This window comes from Streptomyces saintjeani (genome assembly GCF_055409605.1).
Genome location: NZ_CP189624.1, coordinates 3819089 through 3843794 on the forward strand (window position 1 = coordinate 3819089; position 24706 = coordinate 3843794).

Annotated in this window: 28 protein-coding genes; 14 read left to right on the forward strand and 14 right to left on the reverse strand. The window is 69.6% G+C overall.

Going from position 1 to position 24706, the window contains the following annotated elements:
- Positions 1 to 155: 155 nt before the first annotated feature.
- A complete protein-coding gene (locus ACQCO7_RS17160; RefSeq protein WP_464072657.1) occupies positions 156 to 1016 on the reverse strand; it encodes an alpha/beta hydrolase family protein in 861 nt (286 codons plus the stop codon).
- A gap of 198 nt (positions 1017 to 1214) precedes the next feature.
- On the opposite strand from ACQCO7_RS17160, the gene ACQCO7_RS17165 reads away from it, so the two are divergent.
- Positions 1215 to 1808 carry a TetR/AcrR family transcriptional regulator gene (locus ACQCO7_RS17165; protein WP_464072658.1) on the forward strand — a complete coding sequence of 198 codons (594 nt, stop codon included), beginning with the start codon at positions 1215 to 1217 and terminating at the stop codon, positions 1806 to 1808.
- 26 nt (positions 1809 to 1834) lie between these two features.
- On the opposite strand, the gene ACQCO7_RS17170 is transcribed toward ACQCO7_RS17165, so the two are convergent.
- The 4 genes from ACQCO7_RS17170 to mfd form a co-directional block, all read right to left on the reverse strand.
- The gene (locus ACQCO7_RS17170; RefSeq protein ID WP_464072659.1) at positions 1835 to 2215 is read right to left on the reverse strand and encodes a MerR family transcriptional regulator; all 381 of its coding nucleotides are present in this window, start codon (positions 2213 to 2215) and stop codon (positions 1835 to 1837) included.
- Positions 2216 to 2265: 50 nt separating this feature from the next.
- Positions 2266 to 3012 carry an SDR family NAD(P)-dependent oxidoreductase gene (locus ACQCO7_RS17175; RefSeq protein ID WP_464072660.1) on the reverse strand — a complete coding sequence of 249 codons (747 nt, stop codon included), beginning with the start codon at positions 3010 to 3012 and terminating at the stop codon, positions 2266 to 2268.
- 44 nt (positions 3013 to 3056) lie between these two features.
- Positions 3057 to 5315 carry a choice-of-anchor D domain-containing protein gene (locus ACQCO7_RS17180; RefSeq protein WP_464072661.1) on the reverse strand — a complete coding sequence of 753 codons (2259 nt, stop codon included), beginning with the start codon at positions 5313 to 5315 and terminating at the stop codon, positions 3057 to 3059.
- Between the two features lie 101 nt (positions 5316 to 5416).
- Positions 5417 to 8950 (reverse strand): transcription-repair coupling factor, encoded by a 3534-nt coding sequence (gene mfd / locus ACQCO7_RS17185; RefSeq protein ID WP_464072662.1) that lies wholly within the window; start codon positions 8948 to 8950, stop codon positions 5417 to 5419.
- Between the two features lie 282 nt (positions 8951 to 9232).
- Between mfd and ACQCO7_RS17190 the strand changes: the two genes are divergently transcribed.
- Positions 9233 to 9622 carry a RidA family protein gene (locus ACQCO7_RS17190; protein WP_464072663.1) on the forward strand — a complete coding sequence of 130 codons (390 nt, stop codon included), beginning with the start codon at positions 9233 to 9235 and terminating at the stop codon, positions 9620 to 9622.
- Between the two features lie 170 nt (positions 9623 to 9792).
- On the opposite strand, the gene ACQCO7_RS17195 is transcribed toward ACQCO7_RS17190, so the two are convergent.
- From ACQCO7_RS17195 to ACQCO7_RS17205, 3 genes are all read right to left on the reverse strand, one after another.
- The gene (locus ACQCO7_RS17195; protein ID WP_464072664.1) at positions 9793 to 10497 is read right to left on the reverse strand and encodes a cation efflux transmembrane domain-containing protein; all 705 of its coding nucleotides are present in this window, start codon (positions 10495 to 10497) and stop codon (positions 9793 to 9795) included.
- A gap of 2 nt (positions 10498 to 10499) precedes the next feature.
- Positions 10500 to 10835 (reverse strand): ArsR/SmtB family transcription factor, encoded by a 336-nt coding sequence (locus ACQCO7_RS17200; RefSeq protein WP_464072665.1) that lies wholly within the window; start codon positions 10833 to 10835, stop codon positions 10500 to 10502.
- A 183-nt stretch (positions 10836 to 11018) separates the two neighbouring features.
- Complete coding sequence (locus ACQCO7_RS17205) at positions 11019 to 11174, reverse strand: hypothetical protein (protein WP_464072666.1); 156 nt, start codon at positions 11172 to 11174, stop codon at positions 11019 to 11021.
- Positions 11175 to 11324: 150 nt separating this feature from the next.
- Between ACQCO7_RS17205 and ACQCO7_RS17210 the strand changes: the two genes are divergently transcribed.
- Entirely contained in the window at positions 11325 to 11810 is a 486-nt protein-coding gene (locus tag ACQCO7_RS17210; protein ID WP_464072667.1) for a hemerythrin domain-containing protein, read from the forward strand.
- Positions 11811 to 11959: 149 nt separating this feature from the next.
- Entirely contained in the window at positions 11960 to 12088 is a 129-nt protein-coding gene (locus ACQCO7_RS17215; RefSeq protein WP_464072668.1) for a hypothetical protein, read from the forward strand.
- A 23-nt stretch (positions 12089 to 12111) separates the two neighbouring features.
- Here ACQCO7_RS17215 and ACQCO7_RS17220 read toward each other — a convergent pair whose 3' ends face one another.
- The 4 genes from ACQCO7_RS17220 to ACQCO7_RS17235 form a co-directional block, all read right to left on the reverse strand.
- The gene (locus ACQCO7_RS17220) at positions 12112 to 12954 is read right to left on the reverse strand and encodes a helix-turn-helix domain-containing protein (RefSeq protein WP_464072669.1); all 843 of its coding nucleotides are present in this window, start codon (positions 12952 to 12954) and stop codon (positions 12112 to 12114) included.
- A 14-nt stretch (positions 12955 to 12968) separates the two neighbouring features.
- Positions 12969 to 13703, reverse strand: coding sequence for a DUF6879 family protein (locus ACQCO7_RS17225; RefSeq protein ID WP_464072670.1), 735 nt, complete (start codon positions 13701 to 13703; stop codon positions 12969 to 12971).
- Positions 13704 to 13907: 204 nt separating this feature from the next.
- Complete coding sequence (locus ACQCO7_RS17230) at positions 13908 to 14114, reverse strand: DUF397 domain-containing protein (protein ID WP_464072671.1); 207 nt, start codon at positions 14112 to 14114, stop codon at positions 13908 to 13910.
- A complete protein-coding gene (locus ACQCO7_RS17235; protein WP_464072672.1) occupies positions 14111 to 14974 on the reverse strand; it encodes a helix-turn-helix domain-containing protein in 864 nt (287 codons plus the stop codon). The genes ACQCO7_RS17230 and ACQCO7_RS17235 overlap by 4 nt, the downstream gene beginning before the upstream one ends.
- Positions 14975 to 15127: 153 nt before the next feature.
- On the opposite strand from ACQCO7_RS17235, the gene ACQCO7_RS17240 reads away from it, so the two are divergent.
- The 7 genes from ACQCO7_RS17240 to ACQCO7_RS17270 all read left to right on the forward strand — a co-directional run bounded on the left by ACQCO7_RS17240 (position 15128) and on the right by ACQCO7_RS17270 (position 22271).
- Positions 15128 to 15307 carry a hypothetical protein gene (locus ACQCO7_RS17240; protein WP_464072673.1) on the forward strand — a complete coding sequence of 60 codons (180 nt, stop codon included), beginning with the start codon at positions 15128 to 15130 and terminating at the stop codon, positions 15305 to 15307.
- A gap of 521 nt (positions 15308 to 15828) precedes the next feature.
- Positions 15829 to 17631: a reverse transcriptase domain-containing protein gene (locus tag ACQCO7_RS17245; protein WP_464071883.1), complete on the forward strand. Its 1803-nt coding sequence runs from the start codon at positions 15829 to 15831 to the stop codon at positions 17629 to 17631.
- 367 nt (positions 17632 to 17998) lie between these two features.
- On the forward strand, positions 17999 to 18217 hold the full coding sequence (locus ACQCO7_RS17250; RefSeq protein WP_464072674.1) for a hypothetical protein: 219 nt from the start codon (positions 17999 to 18001) through the stop codon (positions 18215 to 18217).
- Between the two features lie 148 nt (positions 18218 to 18365).
- Positions 18366 to 19559: a glycosyltransferase family protein gene (locus ACQCO7_RS17255; RefSeq protein ID WP_464072675.1), complete on the forward strand. Its 1194-nt coding sequence runs from the start codon at positions 18366 to 18368 to the stop codon at positions 19557 to 19559.
- Positions 19556 to 20245, forward strand: a complete 690-nt coding sequence (locus ACQCO7_RS17260) for a hypothetical protein (RefSeq protein ID WP_464072676.1) — start codon at positions 19556 to 19558, stop codon at positions 20243 to 20245. Before ACQCO7_RS17255 ends, ACQCO7_RS17260 begins: the two co-directional genes overlap by 4 nt.
- Positions 20242 to 21411, forward strand: a complete 1170-nt coding sequence (locus ACQCO7_RS17265; RefSeq protein ID WP_464072677.1) for a hypothetical protein — start codon at positions 20242 to 20244, stop codon at positions 21409 to 21411. Before ACQCO7_RS17260 ends, ACQCO7_RS17265 begins: the two co-directional genes overlap by 4 nt.
- Complete coding sequence (locus ACQCO7_RS17270) at positions 21411 to 22271, forward strand: glycosyltransferase family 2 protein (protein WP_464072678.1); 861 nt, start codon at positions 21411 to 21413, stop codon at positions 22269 to 22271. The genes ACQCO7_RS17265 and ACQCO7_RS17270 overlap by 1 nt, the downstream gene beginning before the upstream one ends.
- Here ACQCO7_RS17270 and ACQCO7_RS17275 read toward each other — a convergent pair.
- The gene (locus tag ACQCO7_RS17275; RefSeq protein WP_464077223.1) at positions 22249 to 22746 is read right to left on the reverse strand and encodes an ATP-binding protein; all 498 of its coding nucleotides are present in this window, start codon (positions 22744 to 22746) and stop codon (positions 22249 to 22251) included. The two genes, ACQCO7_RS17270 and ACQCO7_RS17275, sit on opposite strands and share 23 nt — an antisense overlap.
- A gap of 93 nt (positions 22747 to 22839) precedes the next feature.
- Between ACQCO7_RS17275 and ACQCO7_RS17280 the strand changes: the two genes are divergently transcribed.
- Complete coding sequence (locus ACQCO7_RS17280) at positions 22840 to 23739, forward strand: FkbM family methyltransferase (RefSeq protein WP_464072679.1); 900 nt, start codon at positions 22840 to 22842, stop codon at positions 23737 to 23739.
- A gap of 12 nt (positions 23740 to 23751) precedes the next feature.
- Here ACQCO7_RS17280 and ACQCO7_RS17285 read toward each other — a convergent pair whose 3' ends face one another.
- Positions 23752 to 23997, reverse strand: coding sequence for a GntR family transcriptional regulator (locus ACQCO7_RS17285; protein WP_464072680.1), 246 nt, complete (start codon positions 23995 to 23997; stop codon positions 23752 to 23754).
- 174 nt (positions 23998 to 24171) lie between these two features.
- Here ACQCO7_RS17285 and ACQCO7_RS17290 point away from each other — a divergent pair, with 174 nt between their 5' ends.
- Positions 24172 to 24516: a hypothetical protein gene (locus tag ACQCO7_RS17290; RefSeq protein ID WP_464072681.1), complete on the forward strand. Its 345-nt coding sequence runs from the start codon at positions 24172 to 24174 to the stop codon at positions 24514 to 24516.
- A complete protein-coding gene (locus tag ACQCO7_RS17295; protein WP_464072682.1) occupies positions 24513 to 24671 on the forward strand; it encodes a hypothetical protein in 159 nt (52 codons plus the stop codon). The genes ACQCO7_RS17290 and ACQCO7_RS17295 overlap by 4 nt, the downstream gene beginning before the upstream one ends.
- Positions 24672 to 24706: the final 35 nt, after the last annotated feature.

The following is a 24706-nucleotide window of genomic DNA, read 5'->3' on the forward strand; positions in this document are numbered from 1 at the left end:
CGGGACCTGGTGTCCCGCGCCCGAACGTCCGCCCGCACCGGACCCCGTACCGGGTACGCCCAAGAGCCCCTGGGGTTCGACGAGTTGCGGATGTTCTACGAGTCGCTCGCGGAAGTGTCCCTGCCGGGCATCAGTCAACGGCCTCCGACAGCGGGCTACTTCCACTCCAGCTTCCCCGACTCCCCCGGATCCTCGGCCCACATCTCCCCCGACACCCCCAACGCGCCGCGCAGAAACCCCGTACTCACCCGCTGGATCATCGCGACCCGCGCCGGGCTCTCGTCCGTCGTCTCGGCGGCCTCGTGTCCGACGATCCCGCCGAGCGAGTGCTCGCCCCCGAACACCGTCAACAGCCCCTTGGGGCCAGGGCTGTGGACGTACGGGTCGGTGAACCAGTCGGGCCCCCGCGTGGACAGGTGGGACTGGTCGTGGTCGCCCGCGACGACGAGCACCGGCGGAGTCATCGTCGCGAACGACGGCCGCATGAAGGGGAGTTGCTCGGCGGCGAAGGGGGTCAGGTCGTCGCCGAGGCCGGCCGTCGCGAGCAGGACGCCCGCCTGGACGCGGGGGTCGGAGAAGTCCTCGCCGAGGACCCGCGCGCCGAGCAGCGTACCGACCGTCTGCCCACCCCAGGAGTGCCCGGCGACGGCGATGCGGGAGGGGTCGACACGGCCGGACAGGCCCGGTACGGCGGCGACCAGGGCGTCGAGGGAGTCGAGGACGCGGACGACGTCCTCGATGCGCAGGCGCCAGATCCGCGGCGTACGGGGGTCGTCCGCGGGGATGTTGAGGGTCCGGGAGTCGAGGTGGGTCGGCTGGAGGACGACGAACCCGTGGGCGGCCCAGTGATCGGCGAGGGGCGCGTACCCGTCGAGGGACCAGCCGTAGCCGTGGGAGAGGACGAGGGCGGGCAGGCCGGTCCCCAACAGCGGCGCGGTGACGCGGACTTGGAGATCCTCGCCGCGTTCGGGGGCCGGCAGGAGGACGGGTTTCACGGACACGATCGACGCGGGCATGGCTGTGCCATCCGTTCGCAGCTCGGGAGACGGCTCCGCACGACCGCGCGACGGCATGACAGCCCGCCCCCGGTCTGCCATGATGGGCAAAGCGGAACCCTGTTCCACTTACAATACGGAACACGGTTCCGCTCAGCAAGGCCGAGCCGAAGCCGGACCGAGGCCCCCGCCGGGCCGACCGACCCGAGGAGCACCCCCGTGCCCGCCGACCCCCCGGACACCCAGACCCCCCCGGCCACCCCCCGCCGCAAAGACGCCCGCCGCAACCAGCAGACCCTCCTGGACGCCGCCGCCGCCGTCTTCGTCACCTCCGGCGTGGACGCCCCCGTCCGCGAGATCGCCGCGCGCGCCGGCGTCGGCACCGGCACGGTCTACCGCCACTTCCCCACCCGCGCGGACCTGGTCATCGCGGTCTACCGCCACCAGGTCGACACCTGCGCCGAGGCGGGCCCCACGCTGCTGGCCACGGCCCCCACCCCGTACGCGGCCCTCGCCGCGTGGACCGACCTCTTCGTCGACTTCCTGGTCACCAAGCACGGCCTGGCGACGGCGATGCAGTCGGACAGCACCTGCTACGGCACCCTCCACACGTACTTCCTGGACCGCCTCCTCCCCGTCTGCACCGGCCTCCTGGCCGCCGCGACCGCCTCCGGCGAGATCACCCCCGGCCTCGACGCCTACCAACTCCTGCGCGGCATCGGCAACTTGTGCGCGGGCGCGGAGAAGGACACCCGCTACGACGCACGCCGCCTGGTGTCGCTGCTGGTCGCGGGGTTGCGACAGGCGCGGTAGGGGTACGTCGCACCGGGCCCGCCCCGTCACCGACGCGGCGCAGCGCCCCGTACAGACCCCCGCCCAACCCCCCGCAGCACCCCCGCCAACCGCTCCCGCACCTCCACCTGCGCCGCGATCCGCGCGTCCAGCACCGCCGGCCGCTCCGCCGCGACCCGCAGCCCCTTCTCGGAGGGCGGCGCGGTGGCGACGTCCCCGTCGAGGCAGGGCAGGAAGGCGTGGACGTCGTCGAGGGTGAGTCCGGCGGCGAGGAGGTGGCGGATGTTGCGGACGCGGACGACGGCCCGCTCGCCGTAGACGCGGTAGCCGTTGGCGGCACGGCCGGCGCAGATCAGCCCGGCCTCCTCGTAGTGCCGCAGCGCGCGGGGGCTCGCTCCGGTCGCCTCGGCCAGTTCCCCGATCCGCATCGGTCCCACCTCCAGGACCACTCGTATCACGCGAAGACTCGTGCGACGACTCACGCGACGACCGCTCCGCCGTCGACGGGGAGGACGACCCCGGTGACGAACGAGGCGCCGGGGGAGGCGAGTTGGACGATCGCCCAGGCGATCTCCCCGGCCCGTCCCACCCTCCCCAGCGGTGTGTGCGCGAGCTGCCACTCCCGCAGCGCGGCCAGCCGCTCCGGCGTCAGCCCCTGGTGCTCCCCGATGGGCGTGCCGACCGCGCCGGGCGCGACGGCCGCCACCCGCACCCCGCGAGGCGCCAGTTCGACGGCCCAGCTCCGGGTGAGGGTGTCCAGCGCGCTCTTGGCCGCGGCGTAGACAGAGTTCCCGGCCCACCCGCGCTGTCCGACGGACGTGCTCACGTTGACGACGACCCCGCCGGCCGCCTCCAGGGACGGCAGCGCGGCGCTGGTCAGCAGGACGGGCGCGACGAGGTTGGTGGCGAGCTGCTCGGCGACCGCCTCCGGGGTGACGTCGCCGAGCGCCGAACCGCGCACGATCCCGGCGTTGTTGACGAGGACGTCCAGCCGTCCGTACCGCTCCAGGACGGTCCCCACGATCCGCTCGGGAGCCTCCGTGATGTCCGCGACCAGCGGCTCGATCCCCTCGTACCCGTCCGCCGTCTCCCGCAGCGGCGCGGCGCGGCGGCCGATCGCGACGACCCGGTCCCCCTCGGCGGCGAAGGCGCGGGCCGTGGCCCGGCCGATACCGGTGCCGGCTCCGGTGACGACGACGGTCCTGCGTGTGGTGCTGATGTCCATGCGGGTGATCGTCGGACCCTGACGCCGGTGGCAGGGTCAACCCTTCACCGGATGTCGGCCTTGAACACCGCCGTCACCTGGCTGTCGCGGTCCCGTGGCAACAGGCACGCGTTGATGCCGGAGCAGTCACCGCTCCACCCCGAGAGGATGTAGCCGCTGACGGCGGTCGCGGTCAGCGAGTCCGGCGCTTCCACCGGATCGCAGGAGGTCGGATCCTCCGTGCCGGTGCACAGCGTGGTCCCCGCGCGGGTGTCGGAGACAGTCTTCTGACGGCCGGGTACGCCGGTCAGCGTGAGCGTCACGCTGGGGTACGCCGTTCCGGTGAGGTCGGCGGTGACCGTCCTGGCCGACGAGGTGACCGTGAGCTGTCCGCTGTCGGCTCCGATGCGGCCCGGTGAGAACTCGACGGTGATCGTGCAGGAGGCGCCCGCCGCGAGTTCGGTGCCGCAGGTGCCGTCGGCGTAGGAGAACCCGTTGGAGCCGGGGACGGTGACCGTGCCGAGGGTGACGGCGTTCGTACCGATGTTGACGAGGGTGAAGTCCCGCAGGGGCGCGTCGACGGACGGGAAGCGCGAGGTCCGGCCGAAGTCCTGCGCGGACGGGGTGAGGCGCAGTCCCGCGCGCGCGAGGGGTGGCGGTCCGCTCCCGCCTCCGGTGCTGTCGCTCGGCGACACGGACTCCGACACCGACTGCGACACGGACGGCGACGTGCTCCCCGTACCGGACGACGCCCCCCCGTCCGAGACCGACGCCACCGGACCCGCCGACCCCACCGACGCCGACCCGGAACTCCCCCCGCCACCCCCTTTGCCGACCACCTGCGCGACAGCCGTCCCCACCACCAGCACCCCCACCACCGCGGCGGCGACGACAGCGACCCGCCGCCCGCCGCCCCTGCCCGACGGCGCGCGAGGCGGCGTCGACGGCATCGGCGGCACCACCGGCCCGTCGAGCAGCGCCAGATTCGCCCGCGTCACCTCCGCCCCGGCGGTGTCCCCGAGCTGCGTACGGAGGTCCAGCGCCCGCCGCAGCATCCGGCGCGCGTGCTCCGTACGGTCGTGCAGGAAGTGCTGCACCCCCTGCTGATGCGTGAAGTACGCCTCGGACGCGACGTCCCCGGCCTCGCGCGCGGCGGTGATCCCCTGCGCGAGGGTGTCCTGCCATGCCTGCCAGTGGCTCTGGACGAACAGAACGCGCTCCAGGACGGTGACGAGGCGGACGACGGTCTGCCACTCACGGCGTTCGGCGGCGACCCCGAGGAGCCCGATGGCGGCATCGAGCGCCCCGCGCGCGTCGGGCCCGGCGGGGTCGCCGGAGGCGAGCCAGGTGACGAGGGAGCGGACGGCGGTGGCGAGCCCGATGTGGCGGTAGAGGATGTGCCGGTAGGGCTCGGCCTTGCAGACGGGCAGCCCGAACCGGTCGTCGCGCTGCTCGGCCAGCCCGCGCGCGGAGAGCGATTCGAAGGTCTGGGCGACGTACGCGACGTCGGCCATCTGCGCGAGCACCCCGGCGGGCAGCAGCGCGCCGCCGAGCAGCGTGAGCACGGCGAGCACCCGCTTGGCCTGCGGCGCGAGCGCGGACACGCACAGTTCGTCGAGGACGCCGGGATCGCCCTCCGCGCGCGCGGTGACGTCGGCGAGCGCCATCCCGTCGTACCGCACGAGCGCGGCGGCCTGCCGCAGGTGCAGCGGCTGCCCGCCGACAGCGGCCACGAGACGCCCTGTGACGGCCTGCTCGGGGCCGGACAGGGGGCGGCCGAGGTCGCGGGCCAGGAGGGCGGTCGCGGCGGCCTCGGAGAGGCCCTCCAGGGCGTACGGCTCCGGGAGCGTGGGCGTCCCGGTGGCGATCACCAGCGCGCAGCCGCGCAACACCTGCTGGAGGTAGCCGAGTTGGGGCGCGGTGTACGTGACGTCGTCGAGGGCTACGGTCCCGTCGACGGCCCCCAGCGCCCGCGCGCACTCCTCGGTGGTGAACCTGACGGGCCCCTGCCAGACGTAGGAGGACCGCATGAGGTCCTGGAGGAGGTCCTCCAGCGCGGTCGCGCCCACTCTGACGTACACGCTGTCCGGGACGCTGCGCAGGAGGGCCGTCCGGCCGCTGCCGCAGGGCCCGGTGAACTCGACCGTCCCGCGCGCGCGTACGCGGTCGAGTTCCCGCGACCGCCCCACCAGGTACGGCCGTCGCGGCGGCCCGGCGAGCGCGCGCGGGTACGGGGTCGTCGTCGACGGCGGTACGCGCGTGAGGCGGGCACCGTGACGGCCGGTCAGCGAGACGGAGAGGTTGCCGAAGACGACACTGTTCATTCCTCCCCCTGGGAATGAACGGGGCACCTGACAGGCGCCGGTGTCTCCACCATCGGTCCGTCACCGGCGCCTGTCAAGAATGCCCCCCTTTGCGACCCGCTCTACGACCCGAGAACGGTTGCCAGGAACTCCCCGGTCCAGCCCAGGAGTTCACGCCCGACGAGCGGCTTCCCGCCGACCTTCGCGGTCTTCGGACGGGGTACGAGGACCTGGTGCGCGCCCGCCTTGACGACCGTCCCCGGGTACAGCCGCTTGAGCCGCAGCTCCTGCGACTCCCGCAACTCCACGGGCGCGAACCGGATGTTGGTGCCCTGGAGGACGATCTCGCCGACCCCGCACGCGCGCGCCAGCATCCGCAGGCCCGCCACCAGCAGGAGGTTCTCGACGGGCTCCGGCAACTTGCCGTAGCGGTCGGTGAGTTCCTCGCGTACGGCCCTGATGTCGTCCTCGGAGTTGGCGGAGGCGATGGACCGGTACGCCTGGAGGCGCAGCCGCTCGCCCGGCGCGTAGTCGTGCGGGACGTGCGCGTCGACCGGCAGCTCGATCTTGACCTCCAGCGGCGGCTCCTCCTCGGTCTCGCCGTTCTCCAGCTGCTTGCGGTAGTCCGCGACGGCCTCGCCGACCATGCGCACGTACAGGTCGAAGCCGACGCCCGCGATGTGCCCGGACTGCTCGCCGCCGAGCAGGTTGCCGGCGCCGCGGATCTCCAGGTCCTTCATCGCGACGTACATGCCCGCGCCCATCTCGGTGTGCTGGGCGATCGTCGCGAGGCGTTCGTGCGCGGTCTCCGTGAGGGGCTTCTCCGGCGGGTACAGGAAGTAGGCGTACCCGCGCTCGCGGCCACGCCCCACGCGCCCGCGCAGCTGGTGCAGCTGAGAGAGGCCGAAGGTGTCGCCGCGCTCCACGATGAGGGTGTTGGCGTTGGAGATGTCGATGCCGGACTCGACGATCGTCGTCGACACGAGGACGTCGAACTTCTTCTCCCAGAAGTCGACGACGACCTGTTCCAGGGCCTGTTCGCCCATCTGCCCGTGCGCGGTGGCGATGCGGGCCTCGGGGACGATCTCACGCAGGCGCGCGGCGGCCCGGTCGATCGACTCGACGCGGTTGTGGATGTAGAAGACCTGGCCCTCGCGCAGGAGTTCACGGCGGATCGCGGCGCCGATCTGCTTCTCCTCGTACGGCCCGACGAACGTCAGCACCGGGTGGCGTTCCTCGGGGGGCGTGGTGATCGTCGACATCTCGCGGATGCCGGTGACGGCCATCTCCAGCGTGCGCGGGATGGGCGTCGCCGACATCGTCAGCACGTCGACGTTCGCGCGCAGCTTCTTCAGCTGCTCCTTGTGCTCGACACCGAAGCGCTGCTCCTCGTCGACGATGACGAGCCCGAGGTCCTTGAACTTCGTCTCCGACGCGAACAGCCGGTGCGTGCCGATCACGACGTCCACCGCGCCCTCGCGCAGGCCCTCCAGGGTGGCCTTGGCCTCGGTGTCGGTCTGGAAGCGGGACAGCGCGCGCACGTTGACCGGGAACTGCGCGTACCGCTCGCTGAACGTCCCGAAGTGCTGCTGCACGAGCAGGGTCGTCGGCACGAGCACGGCGACCTGCTTGCCGTCCTGGACGGCCTTGAAGGCGGCCCGCACCGCGATCTCGGTCTTGCCGTAGCCGACGTCGCCGCAGACCAGGCGGTCCATCGGGACCGTCTTCTCCATGTCGTCCTTGACCTCGGCGATCGTCGTGAGCTGGTCCGGCGTCTCCGCGTACGGGAACGCGTCCTCCAGCTCGCGCTGCCAGGGCGTGTCCGTGCCGAACGCGTGTCCCGGCGCGGCCATGCGCGCGCTGTACAGCTTGATCAGGTCGGCGGCGATCTCCTTGACGGCCTTCTTCGCGCGCGCCTTGGTCTTCGTCCAGTCCGCGCCGCCGAGGCGGTGCAGGGTGGGTGCTTCGCCGCCGACGTACTTGGTGATCTGCTCCAGTTGGTCGGTCGGGATGTACAGGCGGTCGCCGGGCTGGCCGCGCTTGGCGGGCGCGTACTCGACGACCAGGTACTCGCGCGTGGCGCCCTGGACGGTGCGCTGGACCATCTCGACGTACCGGCCCACGCCGTGCTGCTCGTGGACGATGTGGTCGCCGGCCTCCAGGGTCAGCGGGTCGACGCTCTTGCGTCTGCGCGCGGGCATGCGCGCGCCGTCCTTGCCGGCCGCCTTCTGGCCCGAGAGGTCGGTCTCGGTGAGGACGGCGAGCCGCAGCCGGGGGTCGACGAAGCCGTAGTCGATCGAGCCGCACGCCACGTGCACGAGGGACGGCTGGATGGTGCCCAGGTCGGTGTCCAGGCGGGCGGCGATGCCCTCGCCGCCGAGGACCTCGACCGTGCGCGAGGCGGTGCCGTGGCCCTCGGTGACGAACACCGTGCGCCAGCCGTCGGCCAGCCAGCCCTTGGTGTCGGCGAGGGCCTTCGCGGTGTCGCCCCGGTAGGTCTCCGGCGCGTGCATGGAGAGCTTCAGCGTGTCCGCGTCCAGCTCCTCGTCCGCCGCGAACGGGGAGACCGACCACCACATCATGTCCAACTCGCGCGCCCGCTCCCGCACGTCGGCGATCGACCACAGGGAGGCCGCGCCGACGTCGATCGGGGCCTCGCCGCCGCCCGCCGTCGCCGCCCAGGACGCGTGCAGGAACTCCTGCGAGGTCGCCACGAGGTCCGACGCGCGCGTGCGCACGCGCTCCGGGTCGCAGACGACGGCCATCGCGCCCTTGGGCAGGACGTCGATCAGCAGCTCCATGTCGTCGACGAGGACCGGCGCGAGGGACTCCATGCCCTCGACGGCGATCCCTTCGGCGATCTTGTTCAGCAGCTCGCCGAGTTCGGGGTGGTCCTCGGCGAGCGCCAGCGCGCGCGTGCGGACGTCCTCCGTCAGCAGGAGTTCACGGCAGGGGGGCGCCCACAGGCCGTGCTCGGCGACTTCGAGGGAGCGCTGGTCGGCGACCTTGAAGTACCGGATCTCCTCGACGTCGTCGCCCCAGAACTCGACGCGCAGGGGGTGTTCCTCGGTCGGCGGGAACACGTCCAGGATGCCGCCGCGTACGGCGAACTCGCCGCGCTTCTCGACGAGTTCCACGCGCGCGTAGGCGGCGGCTGCGAGGGCCTCGACGATCTTGTTCAGGTCGGCGGTCTGCTCGGTCCTGAGCGCGACCGGCTCCAGGTCGCCGAGGCCCTTGACCTGCGGCTGGAGCACGGACCGCACGGGCGCGACGACCACCGACACCGGGCCCGTCTCCGGGTCGTCCGCGCTCGGGTGCGCGAGGCGCCTCAGCACCGCGAGACGGCGGCCCACGGTGTCGCTGCGCGGGCTCAGGCGCTCGTGCGGGAGCGTCTCCCACGCGGGGTACTCCGCGACGCCGTCCGCCGGCAGCAGCGTGCGCAGGGCCGCCGCGAGGTCCTCCGCCTCCCTGCCTGTCGCCGTCACCGCCAGCACCGGCCGGCCGGACTCCCGCGCGAGCGCCGCGATCGCGAACGGGCGCGCCGCCGGGGGGCCGACCAGGTCGACGTGCGTGCGGTTGCCGTCCGAGGCCGCCTGGACAGCTTCGGACAGGGCCTTGTCCTTCAGAACGGCGTCTAGCAGACCGTGCAGGCTCATGGAATCTTTCCGGTGAGGGGTACGGGCGAACACCAACCACCCGACGCGTCTCACGGGCCGGGGGTCATCCAGCGTACGACTTGGCGCCGACATGCGCCGGGCCTGTGGACAACCGCCGGGGTGTGGACGGGGGCGTCACCCTCTGCCCTGGGCAGCGCGCGGTGTCTTTGTTGACGCCGCGGACCTGACAACCGGCCTGACCTGCAAGGTCACCTCAGGGTTCCCGGGGCACCAAAAAGTGCGTTCTTCCACGTCAGAGCGGGTTTCCCTACGGTCGTCGGTATGACCATCACCTTGCTGAACCCGAACGGCCTGCCTTCCATCGACGTCTACCACCAGGTGTCGGTGACTTCCGGAACCCGCACGATCTATCTCGCCGGCCAGGTCGCCTGGGACGCGCCCGCCGACCTCGCGGCCCAGGTCGAGCAGGCGTACGTCGGCGTCGGCACGGCCCTCGCGGGTGCCGGCGGCGCCTTCACGGACGTAGCGAAGCTCACCGTGTACGTCGTCGACTGGACGCCCGACAAAATGCCGGCACTGCTGGAGGGGATCGCCCGGGGCGCCGCCCGCCTCGGCGTCGACCACCGACCGCCGGCGACGCTGATCGGGGTGGCGGCGCTGGACGTACCGGAGCACCTGGTGGAGATCGAGGCGGTCGCCGTACTGGACTGAGTTCGCGGGCGACGGCGGAGGGAGCCCGCCGTTGCGGTACTTCAGCTTGTGCGTCCCCGTACGGACGGAGGCAAGCCGTCCTTGCCCTCGCGCGGCGCCGCGTCAACGTCCTGTGGGCCATGATCCGGGACAGGAGCCCTTTCGACAGCGGCGGGGCGCCGCCGGTGCGGTCAGTTGCGGCAGCCGCACCCATCGGACTCGGCACCGGCTGACGGCACAGCCCCGGCGGCGGGGACCGCGCAGCAGCCCTTGCCCTGCCAGGCGTCGCGGCCTTCCTTGACCGCGATGGCGGCGATGACGAGAGCTGCGACGGGGTCGGCCCAGGACCAGCCGAGGGTGGCGTTGAGGACCAGACCGAGCAGCAGCACGGCGGACAGGTAGGTGCACAGGAGCGTCTGCTTGGAGTCGGCGACCGCGCTGGCGGAGCCGAGTTCGCGGCCCGCGCGGCGTTGGGCGGCGGACAGGAACGGCATGACCGCCAGGGACAGGGCGGCGATGACGATGCCCGGGATCGACCGCTCCGCCTCCCCGGTGCCGGCCAGCGCGCGGACGGCGTCGACGGTGACGTAGGCGGCGAGCGCGAAGAACGACACCGCGATGATCCGCAGGGTGCGCTGCTCGCGCGCCTCGCGGACGGCGTGGTCGCGGGCGGAGAACTGCCAGGCGACCGCGGCGGCGGAGGAGACCTCGATGATCGAGTCGAGGCCGAAGCCGATCAGGGCGGTGGAGGAGGCGCGCGTGCCGGCGGTGATGGCGACGACCGCCTCGATGACGTTGTAGGTGATCGTCGCGGCGACCAGCAGGCGTATCCGCTTGGCGAGCGCTTCGCGGCGGGCGGGCGAGGGCCCGAGGGACAGGGATATCTCGGCGGTCACGGTCAACAGCACCCCTTGGTCGCGGCGTCGGTGCAGGTGCGGTCGGTCTCGACGGCCACCACGGCAGTGCGCAGGTCGTCCAAGGCGTGGCCGAGGCGTTCGTCGGCAAGCTCGTAGCGGGTGCGGCGCCCGTCCGGGACAGTGACGACCAGACCGCAGTCACGCAGGCACGCCAGATGGTTCGACAGCCGGGTTCGCGAGACACCGAGCGCGTCGGCAAGGTCGGCCGGGTACGCAGGGGCATCACGCAAGGCGAGCAGGACGCGGCAGCGGATCGGGTCGGCGAGCGCGCGGCCGAACCGGGCCAGCACCTCGATGTCGGAGGCAACAGTCAGCACACCACGACAGTACACAGAAATCTGAATTCAGGAAACCATGGATCGTCCGGCGGCTCGACATCGAGATGGGGAAGTCGCCGAACACGACTACGGCGACGAACGCGCCATCTGGGACACGTACGCGCGGGGGTGGACCTGTCGCCGGTGACGGCCGCCCGCACCGCCGAACTCCGAAGCGGCGGCTCAACCCCGGCGTACGGCCCACAGGGCAAGCGCGAGGGCGGCCACACCGGACTCGGCGTCCTGGCCGTACGCCGGGGTTGAGCCTCCGACGCGGACGACGACGGCCGGGGTCGGCCGCCACCCAGCCCCGTCCGCACGGCCACCCGCTTCGCTCACCGCCCTCCCGGTGACTGGTTCCCCGTGAAGTCGGCGCCGTACGCGGGCTGTTGCCGTCCGGTCGGCCGCATGATCGGATAGCGGCAGCATCGCGTGCTGGTGACGGCCCCCGTCAGGCATGGAGGTGTGGAACCGAAAGGGCCGCCATCCGTGGCTTCCCGCAGCGGCGACCGCGCAGTCGCCTTGAGCCGACAGCTCGCACAAGCACATCAGGAACTGCGTCGCCGGATCGGCGAGATCAGGACGGGTATCGGGCACCGCCGGTCGGGCGACGACGTACTCCTCACCCATTGCCTGGCCTTCTGTACCGCGCTGACCTCGCACCATCAGGGCGAAGACGACGGAATGTTCTCCCAGTTGCTTCGGGAACGCCCCGATCTCGCCGCGACGATCGCGAATCTCGTCGAGGACCATGGACTCATCGCCTCGATCCTGTCTCGCGTGAGGGAACTCGCCGACAGTGCCACCGCATCGCACGGCCCGGACCTGGAAGCGATCGGGCGCGAGCTGGACGGACTGGCGGCGATCATGGAGTCCCACTTCAGCTACGAAGAACGAGCGATCAGCAAGGCACTCGACGCCGGACCAGCCGACTCCGACTGGCCCGACAGGGTGTTCGGATTCGGTACAGCTTGAACTTCCCGTCCCCGTCTACAAGAGCCTCCCGGAACGCGCGGCTGGCCGGCGATCTGGGTCAGGCCGTCCACGACCGCCGGGTCGAACTCCGCCCCTCCCAGACGGAACTGGCCGAGCAAGCCGGGATAACACCGTCTCAGGTGTCTCGGATGAGGGGCGACAACACCGTCCCCACCCTCCCGCTGCTGCGCCGCCTGGCGAAGGCCCTGGACGGCACGCTGAACCTGGCCATCGACGAGGGCGACTCCCGGGTCACGTTCACTCCGCCTGTCTGTTAGCAGAGGCATCATTCACCACACGGTCAATCCAGCGCCCGCCGTGCGGTGTTGACCAAGTTCTGTGCCTGAACTCCGTAGACGGCCGCCTCGTCGAGAATGCTCCAGGCCCGCCGGTAGAGGTCGATGCTGTGGACGTCGTCGAGCCACATCTCCGCATGCCAGACCTCGGTGACGACCTGGCGGTCGTCGTAGATCCAGAAACCGGTGCCGGGCGGGGTCTTGAGCGGTGCGGTGAGGGGGACGATGCCGAGGTGAACCGTGTCGAGGCCGATGATGCCGATGAGGCGGTCGAGTTGAGCGGCGAGGACTGCGGGTGGGCAGATGAGGGAGCGGAGAACGGGTTCCCAGAGGAGGATGTGGTAATGCCTGCCGGAGTAGAGGAGTTCCTGGCGGCGCATGCGGGAGCGGACGGCGTCCTCGATGTCCCGTGGGGACTGGTGGAGTTCGGCGGAGCGGGTGAGGACGGCGCGCGCGTAGTCGGGGGTCTGGAGGACGCCGACGATCCAGGAGGACTCCCAGGCGCGCAGGACGGTGGAGTTCGCCTGCGCGTCGTTGTGGGTGTCCTGAACTGGCTTGTGTCCGGCAGCAAGTTGGCGACGCCACGAGCGGATGTGTGACTCGAACCCGGCGAGACGAGCGCGGAGTTCCTCGTACAGTTCCGGCTGTCCGCAGGCGGCGGCCCACTGACGCAGGTCGTCCGGGGTGGCCGTCTGCCTCCCCAACTCCAGTTTCGAGATACGAGAGTTGGACCAACCGAGCTTGCGTGCGAGAGCGGTTCCGGTGAGCCGGCCGACGGGCGCTGTGAGGCGGAGTTCACGCAGACGCAGTCCGAGTGCTTCGCGTGCTTGCTGGTAGTCCGTGCTCACCGGTCCATACTCGCCTACGCGTTGAACTCCTCGTAGGGGACGGCGTAGTGCAGGGCGATGTCCCGCAGGCGGTTGTACTGGTTGACGCGCGCGGGTTCGGTGATCAGCTCGGCGCCGATCAGGTCGTCGTCCTCGTCGAAGAGGCAGACGGCGACAAGTTGCGAGTCGAAGATCCAGAAGTCCTCGACAGGAAGGCCGACTTGCTCGGCGTCACCGCGCCGGATGTTCCGTACATCCTCCCCCAGCGCGGCGTTCTTCTCCGCGTGAGCGAGCAAGTAGAGCTGGCCGGGGGTCGGTTCGGCATCGACGACGCGGACGCGGCCGACGTACGCGCCGTCGTCGGTCTTGGCGCGGATGGTCCGGCTCCAGGGGGTGTCCAGGTCCCAGGCAGGAGCCTTACCCCGGCTGAACTGCGCGTAGGTGTCGGTGACTTCGTCACTCGCGTACCGCCGCCGCGTCTCCAGTCGCCACGCGCTGTGCTGGAACTTCTCAAAGAACTGGCCGAACTGCTCCGGCGCGATGAGGTGGGGTTCGGCGTCACGCCCTCGCGGGCCGAAGTCGATGAGCGTGTTCCTCGGTACGACGATGGCGACCTCGTCCTCGCCGAGGTGCTGGAGCTGGGCGAGGTCCTCCGGGGCGGTGAGCGGCGGGCCGTGGACGATGATCTCGCCGCTGTCGATGTCCTCGTGAACGGCGGGACAGCCGCCCTCTCCGCTGCCGGTGCCGTTGAAGCGCAGTCGCCGGGCCATCGTCGGGTCCTTTCGCCGGGAGGGACGGTCACCCAAGCTTGATCGGAGGCGCCCCGGCGTTGCCATGGGTTCTCTTCATCGGCGTGAGAAAAACAGAGAAACCTCGCAGGCGGCGCGAGAAAAATGAAGAAAACACTCTCGCACCGCCTTCCATGGCTCCCTAGCGTCCTGGCTGTGACCAGGGACACCAGCAGCTACGGACACTCACAACCGCGCGATGAAACTCGCGAACGCCGTCGGCGCGAGGAGGAGGGCGGGGCCGGTCGGGGCCTTGGAGTCCCGGACGGCGACGGTGGTGCTGAGGTCGGCGATCTCGACGCACTGAGCGTAGGTGCCGCTGTAGGAGGACTTCCTCCAAAGGGCATCCTCGGCAGCAAACCCGGACGGACGGCGTCGAACATGTGCGGTCACTGATGCACTCCTCCCAGATACTTGGTCAGGATCATCCGCGATTCGTCCGCGGAGTACGCGATGGAAACGAGGTTGGCGAACTCCTCTTCCAGAAAGCTCACTTGCGCGGGGTCGTCCGTATGGAACCCGCCCAGATAGTTCTCGATGCTGCCGACCGGCAGCCAGGGGTGACGGAAGGTCATGACTGTGATCGGTCCGTCCGAACCATAAGCCGGGTGCGCTGCGAGCGGCAGCAACTGCACGGTGGCACCAGGCAGTTCGGACACGTCGATGAGCTTCCGGATCTGGTCCTTCATGAGGGCGTACCCCGACTCGAAACGCGCGTGAAGGGCGGCCTCGGGCACCAACGCGTGGAGCGTGACGGGGTTCCCCCCTCGGCTGAGGATCTCCTGTCGAGCCATGCGGATCGTCACCAGCGCATCCACCTGCTTCTTCGGGTGAGCCGACGCGGCCCGGCCGATGATCTCCCGTGCGTACGCGATGCTCTGGAGCGGACTCGGAATGATCGCAGGATGGTAGATCCGGATACTCTCCGCCCGAGCCTCCAACTCAATGAAGTCCAGGTAGTTCGGCGCGATCCGGTCGGCGTACGGAGCCCACCACCCCATACCGGTCGGCTCCTCGGCAACCCTCGCCACCTCCTCTACGCCAGCTGGGTCATCGACCGCCAATTTTGCGCAGAGTTCGTGAACTTCTTCTCCGGAGATGCGGTAGAGGCCACGCTCGACGCGTGAGAGCCGGGTAGCGTCCCACCCCACCATCTTGGCCGCGTCACCCGACTTCACCGGCTCACGCCAATGACGCAACTGCGCGCCAACTCTGCGCCTCCACATGGTTGGCGTCGCGCGTTTCTGAGTCATGAACGCATGCTCCCACCCTTCACGACCCAGCGACCAGGGTGAACATCTGTTCCTATTGGCAGTTTCATCAACCTTATTGCAGAGCTACCGCCAAAAGGAGCAAGCTACGAACGCTACGGAACATCACGAGGCCGAGGCCAGAACGGGATGCACATGGACAACAACGCCCTCCTCCTGCGCACCTTCGAGGTCACGTTCCTCCCCCTGTTCACCCAGGTCCGGCACCTGCGGACGATCACCGCCGCGTACCTGGGCCTGTGGGACCTCTCCGCGCTGAAGGACGAAGTCCTGCTCGTCGTCTCGGAGTTGGTCACCAACGCCGGTGCGCCATGAGGCGCTCTGTTGTATCCCCGGTTCAACCGGGAGGAACTGAAGGGAGGTTCCTGGGTCTGATGGCTTACCTGGATCCGAAAGGTGAAGGGGACAGCAGCATGCCAGGAAATCAACGATCACGTTCAGGTATGGAAGTGATGCGTAGAGGGACCCGCGCGATACGGCGAAAGCTGTACTGCCTGAACCCCAATCTCCAAGGGATGAAAGGGCTGGCATCCATCGGAAACCTACCTGACACCGATGCCGCGTCCTGTGGTGGAGTAATTGCGTATCCACCACACCCTTCGGGGCGCGGACTGATTCCCAGTGAGGGAATTCAAGGAGATGAGTGGGGCGCCTAAGTCGCGCTAGATACGTACAACAGAGACGAACATGGGATCACCTAAAGGGCGCGAGCCCCAAGGTGACGGAGGCCCCGTAGTAGTCGCAGGAATAACGACCTGCCAAGGAGGACGGGAAAACCGTCCGCAGGGCGAAGGGGGCCAGGTGATCGGACATCACGATGCTGGGAGGTATGCGTAATGCAGAACGCCGAAACGGTGCTTGATGTCCTGCGTGAACGCGGCAGGCAGAACCTGCCGTGTGATGAACTGTATCGACAACTGTTCAACCCGAACCTGTATCTACTGGCATACGGGCGCATCTACGCCAACCACGGCGCGATGACACCCGGAGCCTGCGGGGAAACCGCGGACGGCATGTCCGGAGCCAAGATCGGGCACATCATCGAAGCCATGCGCCACGAGCGTTACCGCTTCCGCCCGGTAAGGCGCGTCCACATTCCGAAATCAAACGGAAAAACGCGCCCGCTCGGTCTGCCGTCCTGGTCGGACAAACTCGTCGGCGAAGTGATCCGCCTTCTGTTAGAGGCGTATTACGAGCCGCGCTTCTCCGGCCGATCCCACGGTTTCCGCCCCGGCCGGGGCTGTCACACGGCACTGTCCGAGGTGACATACAACTGGACCGGGACAACCTGGTTCATTGAAGGAGACATCTCCGACTGCTTCGGCTCGCTGGACCATGAAGTCCTGCTGGCCATCCTGTCGGAGAAGATCCACGACAACCGGTTCCTCCGCCTCATCCGACAGATGCTGAAGGCGGGATACCTGGAAGACTGGAGATGGCACGCCACGCTGTCGGGATCCCCGCAAGGCGGTGTGCTTTCCCCGCTTCTGTCCAACATCTACATGGACCGGCTGGACACATTCGTCGAGACAGTTCTCATCCCGGAATACGCCCGAGGGAAAACCCGCCGCAAGAACCCGGCCTACAAGGAGCTGGAGAACGCGATCGGGGCTGCCCGGAAGCGGCTCGCCTACAGGAAGGAGAACACCGAGTCCGCCCAAGTCCGCCAATGGCGAAAGGAGTTACGCCGTCATCCGGCCGGAGATCCACACGACCCGGGCTACCGGCGGCTGCGCTACATCCGCTACGCGGACGATCACCTCCTCGGGTTCATCGGACCCAAGGCCGAAGCCGAGACGATCAAACAGCGCCTGGCCACATTCCTGCGCGACGACCTCAAGCTGGAACTCAACCAGGACAAGACGCTGATCACCCACGGCCGCACCCAGGCGGCCCGCTTCCTCGGCTACGAGATCACCGTCCAGCACGCAGACGAAAAGGTCTCCCGGGGTGGTCGCATCAATCGCGGCCTCCGCTCCATCAACGGGAAGATACAACTCCGTGTGCCCAAAGACGTGATCAAGGCCAAATGCGCCCCGTTCCTCCGCCGTGGCAAACCCACGCACCTGCTCCCGCTGACGAGTTGCACACCCTTCGACATCATCGGCATCTACGGAGCGCAGTACCGGGGCATCGTTCAGTACTACCTGCTGGCCGGCGACGTCTGGAGACTCGACCGGCTCAAGGGGGTCATGCTGACCTCCATGCTCAAGACCCTGGCCGCCCGGCACCGGTCAAGGGTGACCACGATGGCCAACCGCTACAAAACAACCATCAGGACACCCCAAGGACCACGCAGGTGCTTCGAGGCCAGGATCGAACGCGAGGGCAGGAAACCACTGACCGCACGGTTCGGTGGCATTCCCCTCACCCGGAAACGGACGGCCGTCCTCGACGACCTCCCGTCCACCTTGTTCACCCCACGCAGCCGCCCGCGCGGCAGCCAACTCATCGACCGGCTACAACGCGGACAGTGTGAACTCTGCGAGAGCCGAACTGAAGTGCAAGTACACCAAGTTCGCTCCCTCGCAGAGCTAAGAAGCGCAGGAGAACAGCCCGCATGGGCGCAACTGATGCTCAAGAAACGACGCAGAACCCTCGTGGTCTGCCCGCCTTGTCACGGAAGCATCCATACGTAACCCGGGTGAACAGCACGCAGTAGTCACTGGAGAGCCCGCTGCACCGAAAGGGTGCACGGCGGGTTCGGGCCGGGGGCCACTGGAAAAGGGACTGCACAGCGGAAACCTCGCCAGTGGCCTACCGGTACTCAGACACGGCAAGGGCCTCCCGGCCACGCTCCACGTCGAGTGCACCCACGGAGAACTCCGTATCGACGTCACCGACGAGAACCCGACCCCGGCCCGGCGCCGCGTCGCCTCCGACGCGGACGAGAACGGCCGGGGACTGGAACTCGTCGGCGCCCTCGCGAAGGAGTGGGGAGTCAGCCCCGACGGCAGGACGACGTGGTGTTCCCTTCCTCTTTCCTGAAACACCAGGAGCTTGACGATGCCGAGCAACAGCACGCCGTACCCCCAGGAGTTCACCACCCCCGAGATCGTCGACGACTGCGCCGACTGCACGGTCCTGGTCGGCAAGTGGGCCAGACACATGAAGAGGAAGACGGCGACCGGCGAGCCGAACAAGGACTACGACCCGTCGGCGGCGAGCGACGCGGCGGTCCTGTGGAAGATGCACGTCGCGAACACGCACGACGGGTCGCGGTGAAGCGCCTCCTCCACCGCTACGGCTGGACCACGTACCTCGGCGTCGTGGCCATCAGCTCGATCCCCCTTCTCGGCCTGGCGGTCTTGAACCGCCTCTGACCGGCTCCGCTCGAAACCACTCAAGCCACAAGGACAAGGAGGTCAGAGCTGTGCCCAATGCTTTACGACCGGAAGACGGCGCGTTCCCTGAGCGCCTGCTGTACCTGCTCAACGTCTCCAACCCCGGCCGCCTGTCGGCCGATTCGGGGTTCACCTTCGCCGAACTGCTCACGTCGGCGTGGGCGGATGCCGGAGTGGAGGTCACGGTGGCCGCGCCGGTCCCTGTCGGGGACGAGCGGGTCCGGTTCGTGACGACCGCTTCCCCGGCGACGAAGTACCGCGCGCGTCTCGCCCCCGACCTGGATGGCCTGGCTTCGGTGGTCCGTGAGGTGAGGCCGCAGGCCGTGGTGGTCAACCAGATCGAGGCGGCGCCGGCGGTGCGGGCCGCGCTGGTGGAAGCCGGGGTCGATGCGTTGGTCGCCGGGTACTGCCACTATCTGCCGTTCTCCTTCGTCGATGGCGAACGGCTGTGTCTGGACCCGTCGTTGGACGACGGCGGCCTGGGCCGTTCGATCCTGCTGGCTTTCGTCGGCGGACTGGCCGCGTGCGACCGGGTGTTGGTGCACTCGGGCACCGCCGCGTCGTGGACGTCGGCGGTCGCGGCCCGCATGGGGGTGGAGCTGGGAGGGAAACTGCACGTCGTCCCCGCGCCCCGGGACGAGCGCCTGGTCCGCGACCCCTCGGAGACCCTCGTGCCGGACAGGATCGCGACGGGCGTCTACAACCACCGCCTCTATGCGCACTACGGGACCCGCGAGTTCACCGCTCTGGCCCGCCGTCTGACGTCCGGTTCCCCGGTGCGGCTGACGGTGCTGGACCTGCTCGGCGACCGCAGTCCGGAACGCGTCAGGCTGGACCCGAGTCCGGAACGCTTCCGGGCTGAACTCGCCTCCCTCGACGGGGTCATGGTCGATTCGGACCATGGTGACCGCCTGCGTTACCGCGAGCTGCTGGCGGGTGCGCACTTCGGTCTCGCGCCGCTGCGGCCGGGCTGTCCGTGGTCGATGTCCGTGATCGACTGCCAGGGCATGGGCCTGCCGGTCGTCGGCCCGCGTACGGGCTGGCCCGCCGAGCACATCGCCGACGACCTCCTCTTCGACACCCCGGACGAGGCCGCCACGATCGTGACCCGCCTCGCGACCGACCCCGCCTTCTACCGCGCCCAGGCCAAGCAGGCCCACGACTCAACCGCCTTGCTCACCCCGGCACTTGTGGCCACGCGTTACCTGGAGGCACTGCGGTGAGGATCGACGCGGTCATGCTGTCGTACGACGAACCGCGCGCCGGTCTCCTGCACACGCGGCTTGAGCGCGTCCTCGGCGTCAGGGTGAAACGCCTGCACGGTGTGGTGGGGATGCGGCGTGCGTACCGCCTGGCCGCCGAGGTCGTCGACACGGACGAATTCCTGCTGGCCGACGGGGACTTCGTCATCGACACTGCCTTCGACCTGCGTACAGTGACGCCGCTGGCGGACGGGGTGTCGATGCGGGTGTGGCGGGCACGCAACCCGCTCAACGGCCTCGTCTATGGCTACGGCGGACTCAAGCTGGTCCGGCGCAGTGCCCTGCGGCAGCTCGGGGAGGCCGTCGATGTCCTGGCCGCGCTTCCTGGCCGGACCGAGTTCGCCGTCGGGATCGCCGGGACCACGCGGATCGACCAGTCCGCGTATCACGCCTGGAAGGCGGGGTTCCGGGAGTGCGCGATGCTCACGCGCGGCAGCGAGTACGGCATGAGCGACCAGGAGACGGCCGCCCGGATCGCCACCTGGACCGGGAGCGCGGAGGGCGAGTTCGCGTCGTACGCGGTTGCCGGGGCGCGGCAGGGCATGGAGTTCGCGCACGAGGCCGCCGATGATCCGGCACTGTTCGACCGGCTCAACGACCCGGCCTGGCTGCGCGCCCGGTTCGACGGCCAGGCGCTCACCGGATGAGCGGCCCCCTCCTGGTGCTCGTCGAACCTCACGCGCACCGGATCGGCGGACACCATCAACACGCCCTGACCGCGCTCGCGTCGGTGTACGACAACGTGCTCGTCGTCGCCCCCTACGGTTCGACGGCCGCTGCTGTGACCCCTGTTGGGCTGCTGATGGCGGCGGCGCGCGCTGCACGGTGCCTCGCCGGAGCCGGTAAGTGGCTGTTCACCTCGCGGCGTTGGCCCACCTGGCTACGCCGCCTTCCGCACCAGGTGACCTTGCTGTCGCGCTGTCTGGCCGAGGCGGCATGCGTCCGTACGGCGCACTCCGCAGCCGACGGGGCCGCAGTGGTGGTGCTCAGCGCGAGCGAGGCCCTGCACTCGGCCGCCGGACTGCTCGGCGGAGCCCATGTGCGGTTCGTCCACGAGGTCGTCACCGCCGAGGGAGCCTTCGTCCGGGCTGTCGGCGCTCTCACCGCGTCCGGCGGGCGGCGAGTGCTTCTCTTGGCGCCGACCTGCGCGGTCCGGGACGAACTGGCCGTCCGTTTCCCGCATTTGCGGATACGGACGCGGCCCTTCGCCCTCGCGGCCCCCGCCGAGCGGCTCACCGACACCGAACGGCAGCGGGCGCGGGACGCCTTCGGGATACCGGACGCCGAGCCGGCCGTCTGCCTGGTGGGCGGCTGGTGGCCGTACAAGGACATCAGCGTCGTCGACGCAGCACTCGTACGGACCTCCTGTCCTCTTCACGTGATCGTGGCCGGAGCCCCGCTCGATTCCGCGATCCTTCGGCGCTGGAGCAGCCTGCCGCACGTGCGGCTGCATGTCGTAGGCGTGCCGGAGTCGGTGCGTTCCGTGTACGCGGCGGCCGACGCCGCCGTGGTCGCCCGCCGCCCCGGAGTCGGCAAGGAGTCGGGGCTCGTGGTCGACGCCGTCCGGTTCGGTGTCCCGCTGCTGCTGTCCGACCACGACCCGGCCCTCACCGACCGGCTGTCCGGCCAGGACTGGACGAGGACCTTCCCCGCAGGCGACGCCGGACGCCTCGCCACCCTGCTCCACGAACTCGCCCGGACTCCGCTTCCCCGGCCCGCGCCGGACACGGCCAGGCGCGTCGGTGTGCCGTCGGCCGCCGGGCAGGCCGCCTTCCTCCTGCGCATCGCCTCCAGCCTGAAGGGAATCTCGTGATGGACACACCGCCTGTGATCGCCGTGATCGGCCCGGTGGAGCCGGAGTTGCTGACCGCCTGGGTGGACCACTACCGGCGTCTGGGAGTCGAGCGGTTCCTCCTCGCCTTCCACTTCCCCGGCCACGTACCGGAGCATCGGCGCGACGAACTGAAGGCAACCTGCCAAGCCCTGCGGATCACCCCGGTGGCGGTGAGTACGGGACCGTGGCACGAGCACACCAACACCGAGCTGCGCGACATGCTCCGCGACCGGGCCGGGACCGGCTGGCATCTGCTGGCCGACGCCGACGAATTCCACGCCTACCCAGCCCCGCTGGCCGAGGTTCTGACCGAAGCGGAGGCGTCCGGAACCGGAACGGTCGGCGGGCTGATGCTCGACCGGGTCTCCGCCGACGGCCGCCTGACCGGCTGGTCACCGTCGCCGTCTTCGGGGGAAGGGCTGGACGCGGCGTACCCCCTGGGCGGATTCCTCACCCACCTGCTGCTGCGCGGCGACCCGCGCAAGATCGTGCTCGCGCACTCCGGCGTGCCGGTCGACTCCGGAAACCACCGCGCCGAAGGACACCGGCCGGACAACCGGCCGCCGGTCGTCGTCCACCACTTCAAATGGCGACACGGCGTACGGGAAGACCTCGAAAGGCGCGCGGCCCGTACGGCGGACGGCAGTTGGAAGACCAAGTCCCCCGCACTGCTGCTGGAGGCGCGGCGCCTGCTGAGCCATCTGTCGCTGCACGACGGCCGGATCGACGTCACCCCGTTCCGGCCGGTCTCTCTCCAGGAGACCCCGCCGTGGTGGCCAGAGGAAGCTACCCGGCTGGCCGCCACCTGGCGTCCCGCTAGAAGGAATCCGGCTCGATGATCTCCTCACCCTCGCCGTGAGGGACGTCGAACCGGGCGAAGAAGTCGTCCAGCGCCGACTCGGTGACCGTCAACGCATTCGCGTCGTCACGCCGGTTGCGCTCGTTCAGTCGCCGCAGCAGCTCCTCGCGCGGGACCGGGAAGTACAACAGACGTACGACCCCTCCGGTATCGCGGACGAGCCCCTTCCAGTCCTCCCGCTCCTTGCGCCGCCACAGCCCGTGATCGATCACGACGGAACGCCCGGCCGTCACCAACTCGACGAGTTCCCGGCGCACTTCGGCGACGACGGGCGCCTCCCGGGCGAAGTACTCGTACTCGGGATAGTCCACGCCGTAACGGCCGTGCCGCTCAAAGACCCGCTCGTCCACGGACAGCCGCACCACCCCGGACGGCTCCAACTTCCGCTGCGCGTACGTCGTCTTGCCCGACCCCGTCAGTCCGACGAGCAGGTACACGACCGGAGCGGCCTCCATCGTCACGTGCTTCTCTCCTCCACCGCGCAGTACTGCCACGACCAGCCTGCCAGGTCCCGCACCCGCGTACGGCCCGACTCCCGGAGACGTCCCATGAACCCTCTTCTTCGAGCACTACGGACGTACGTCCGCCACATCCCCGCCGGACCAGGAGTTCGCCGGCTCGCCGGCCACCTGGACGAACACCTGAAGAACCACCCCGTCACCACGGTCACCCGAACCCGATCCGGCGCCCTCTTCCCCGTGACGACCAGCGACGTCATCCAGCGCTACCTCTACCTCTTCGGCGTATGGGAACCCCACCTCACCGCCTTCGTCTCCCGCCGACTCCGGCCCGGAGACACCTTCATCGACGTCGGCGCGAACATCGGCCACTACACCGTGCTCGCCTCCCAACTCGTCGGCCCCACAGGCCGGGTGGTAGCCGTCGAACCCTCCCCCGACTTCCACCAAGCCCTGACCGGGAACGCCCGCCTCAACGGATGCGCGAACGTCCGCACCGTCAACACCGCCGCCTCCGACACCCCCGGACGGCTGACCTTCTACCTGGAAGACCCCACGAACCTCGGCAACACCACCGCCGTCCGGCCCCGCACCGTCGCATCGTCGTTCACCGCCGACACCGCACCGCTCTCCCGACTCCTCACCACCGACGACGTCACCACCGCCCGCCTGATCAAGATCGACGTAGAAGGCGGCGAAGCCGGTGCCGTACGCGGACTGCTGCCCGTGCTGAACCACCTCCGGGACGACGCCGAACTACTCGTCGAGGTGACACCGAGGCTGCTGACCAAGCAAGGACAGACGGTCGACGAGATCCTCACCCCTTTGCGGGACCACGGATTCCACCCCTACCGCATGCCCAACGACTACGACGCAGCCAGCTACCCACCAGCCCTACGCCACCCCGCATCGGCAACCCGCTGGCGCGAGCCCGTCACGGAAATGACTGACCTGGTGTTCTCCCGCGTCGACGCCGAGGTACTTGCGTAGCGAAGTCCGTGACTAGGATTCGTCGCCCTCGTCGCGCTTCCTTACGAACGACCCCATGCTCGGCGTCGTGACGATCAACCCCTCGGCGCGGAGGGCGGCGGTCGCCTTGCGGACGGTCGGGCGGGCCACGTCGAACTCCTCGCCGAGGCGCACCTCGGAGACCAGGTGGTTCGGCGGGTACTCGCCGCTGGCGATGCGCCGGCGGACCACGTCAGCGATTTGCTGCCACTTCGGGCGGCTGGGATCGAACTCGTACACCTCTGGACCGTACCTACAGGCAGTCGCAGGCTCCTAGAAGTGCATGTAATTTCCAGGGGTGGACAGGGCATTACAGCTGACGCTACCTTCAGGATACGAAAACGCCCCGAAGGACCGGGCCTAATCGGTCCAACGGGGCTGGCCAAGACAGCTTCGAAGGAGCTGACCCGACGTATGCGCGATGCTATCGCCCGAGCCCTCACCTGGGCCCGCCTCGTCCTCACCCCCCGCCCCCGCCCCGGCCGCCACTCCCCCGCCTACCTCACCGCCCAGCCCACTCCCGACGGCCCCGCCCCCGTCTCCCCTTGGTCCCGGCCCTGGACCAGCATCAGCAAAGAAGAAGCCGCCGAGATCTTCCGCCTCCAGATCGAGCACGGCCAACAGGCGGTGAAAGCCTGGGAGTTGCGGCGGCAGTGGGAACGCAGGCGAGCCGCAGCCCTCGCGACGATGGGCGTCGACCACCCGTACACGTACCCCAACGCACCTTTCGACGCCGCCTCGTTCAGGACGAGCGCGTGAACCGGGAGGCGCTGCTCGCGGACGAGCCACCCGCACGGACCGAGGAGGACTGCTGCCACTGCGGGCGCCGGACCCTCGTACCGATCCCGTGCGCCTGCGGGGACGACGTGTACGTGTGCCCCGACTGCCTGCTCCTCGCGAGCCCCCGGACATGAACAAAACCCGGTGCCGAGGAGTCCCCCAAGACTCC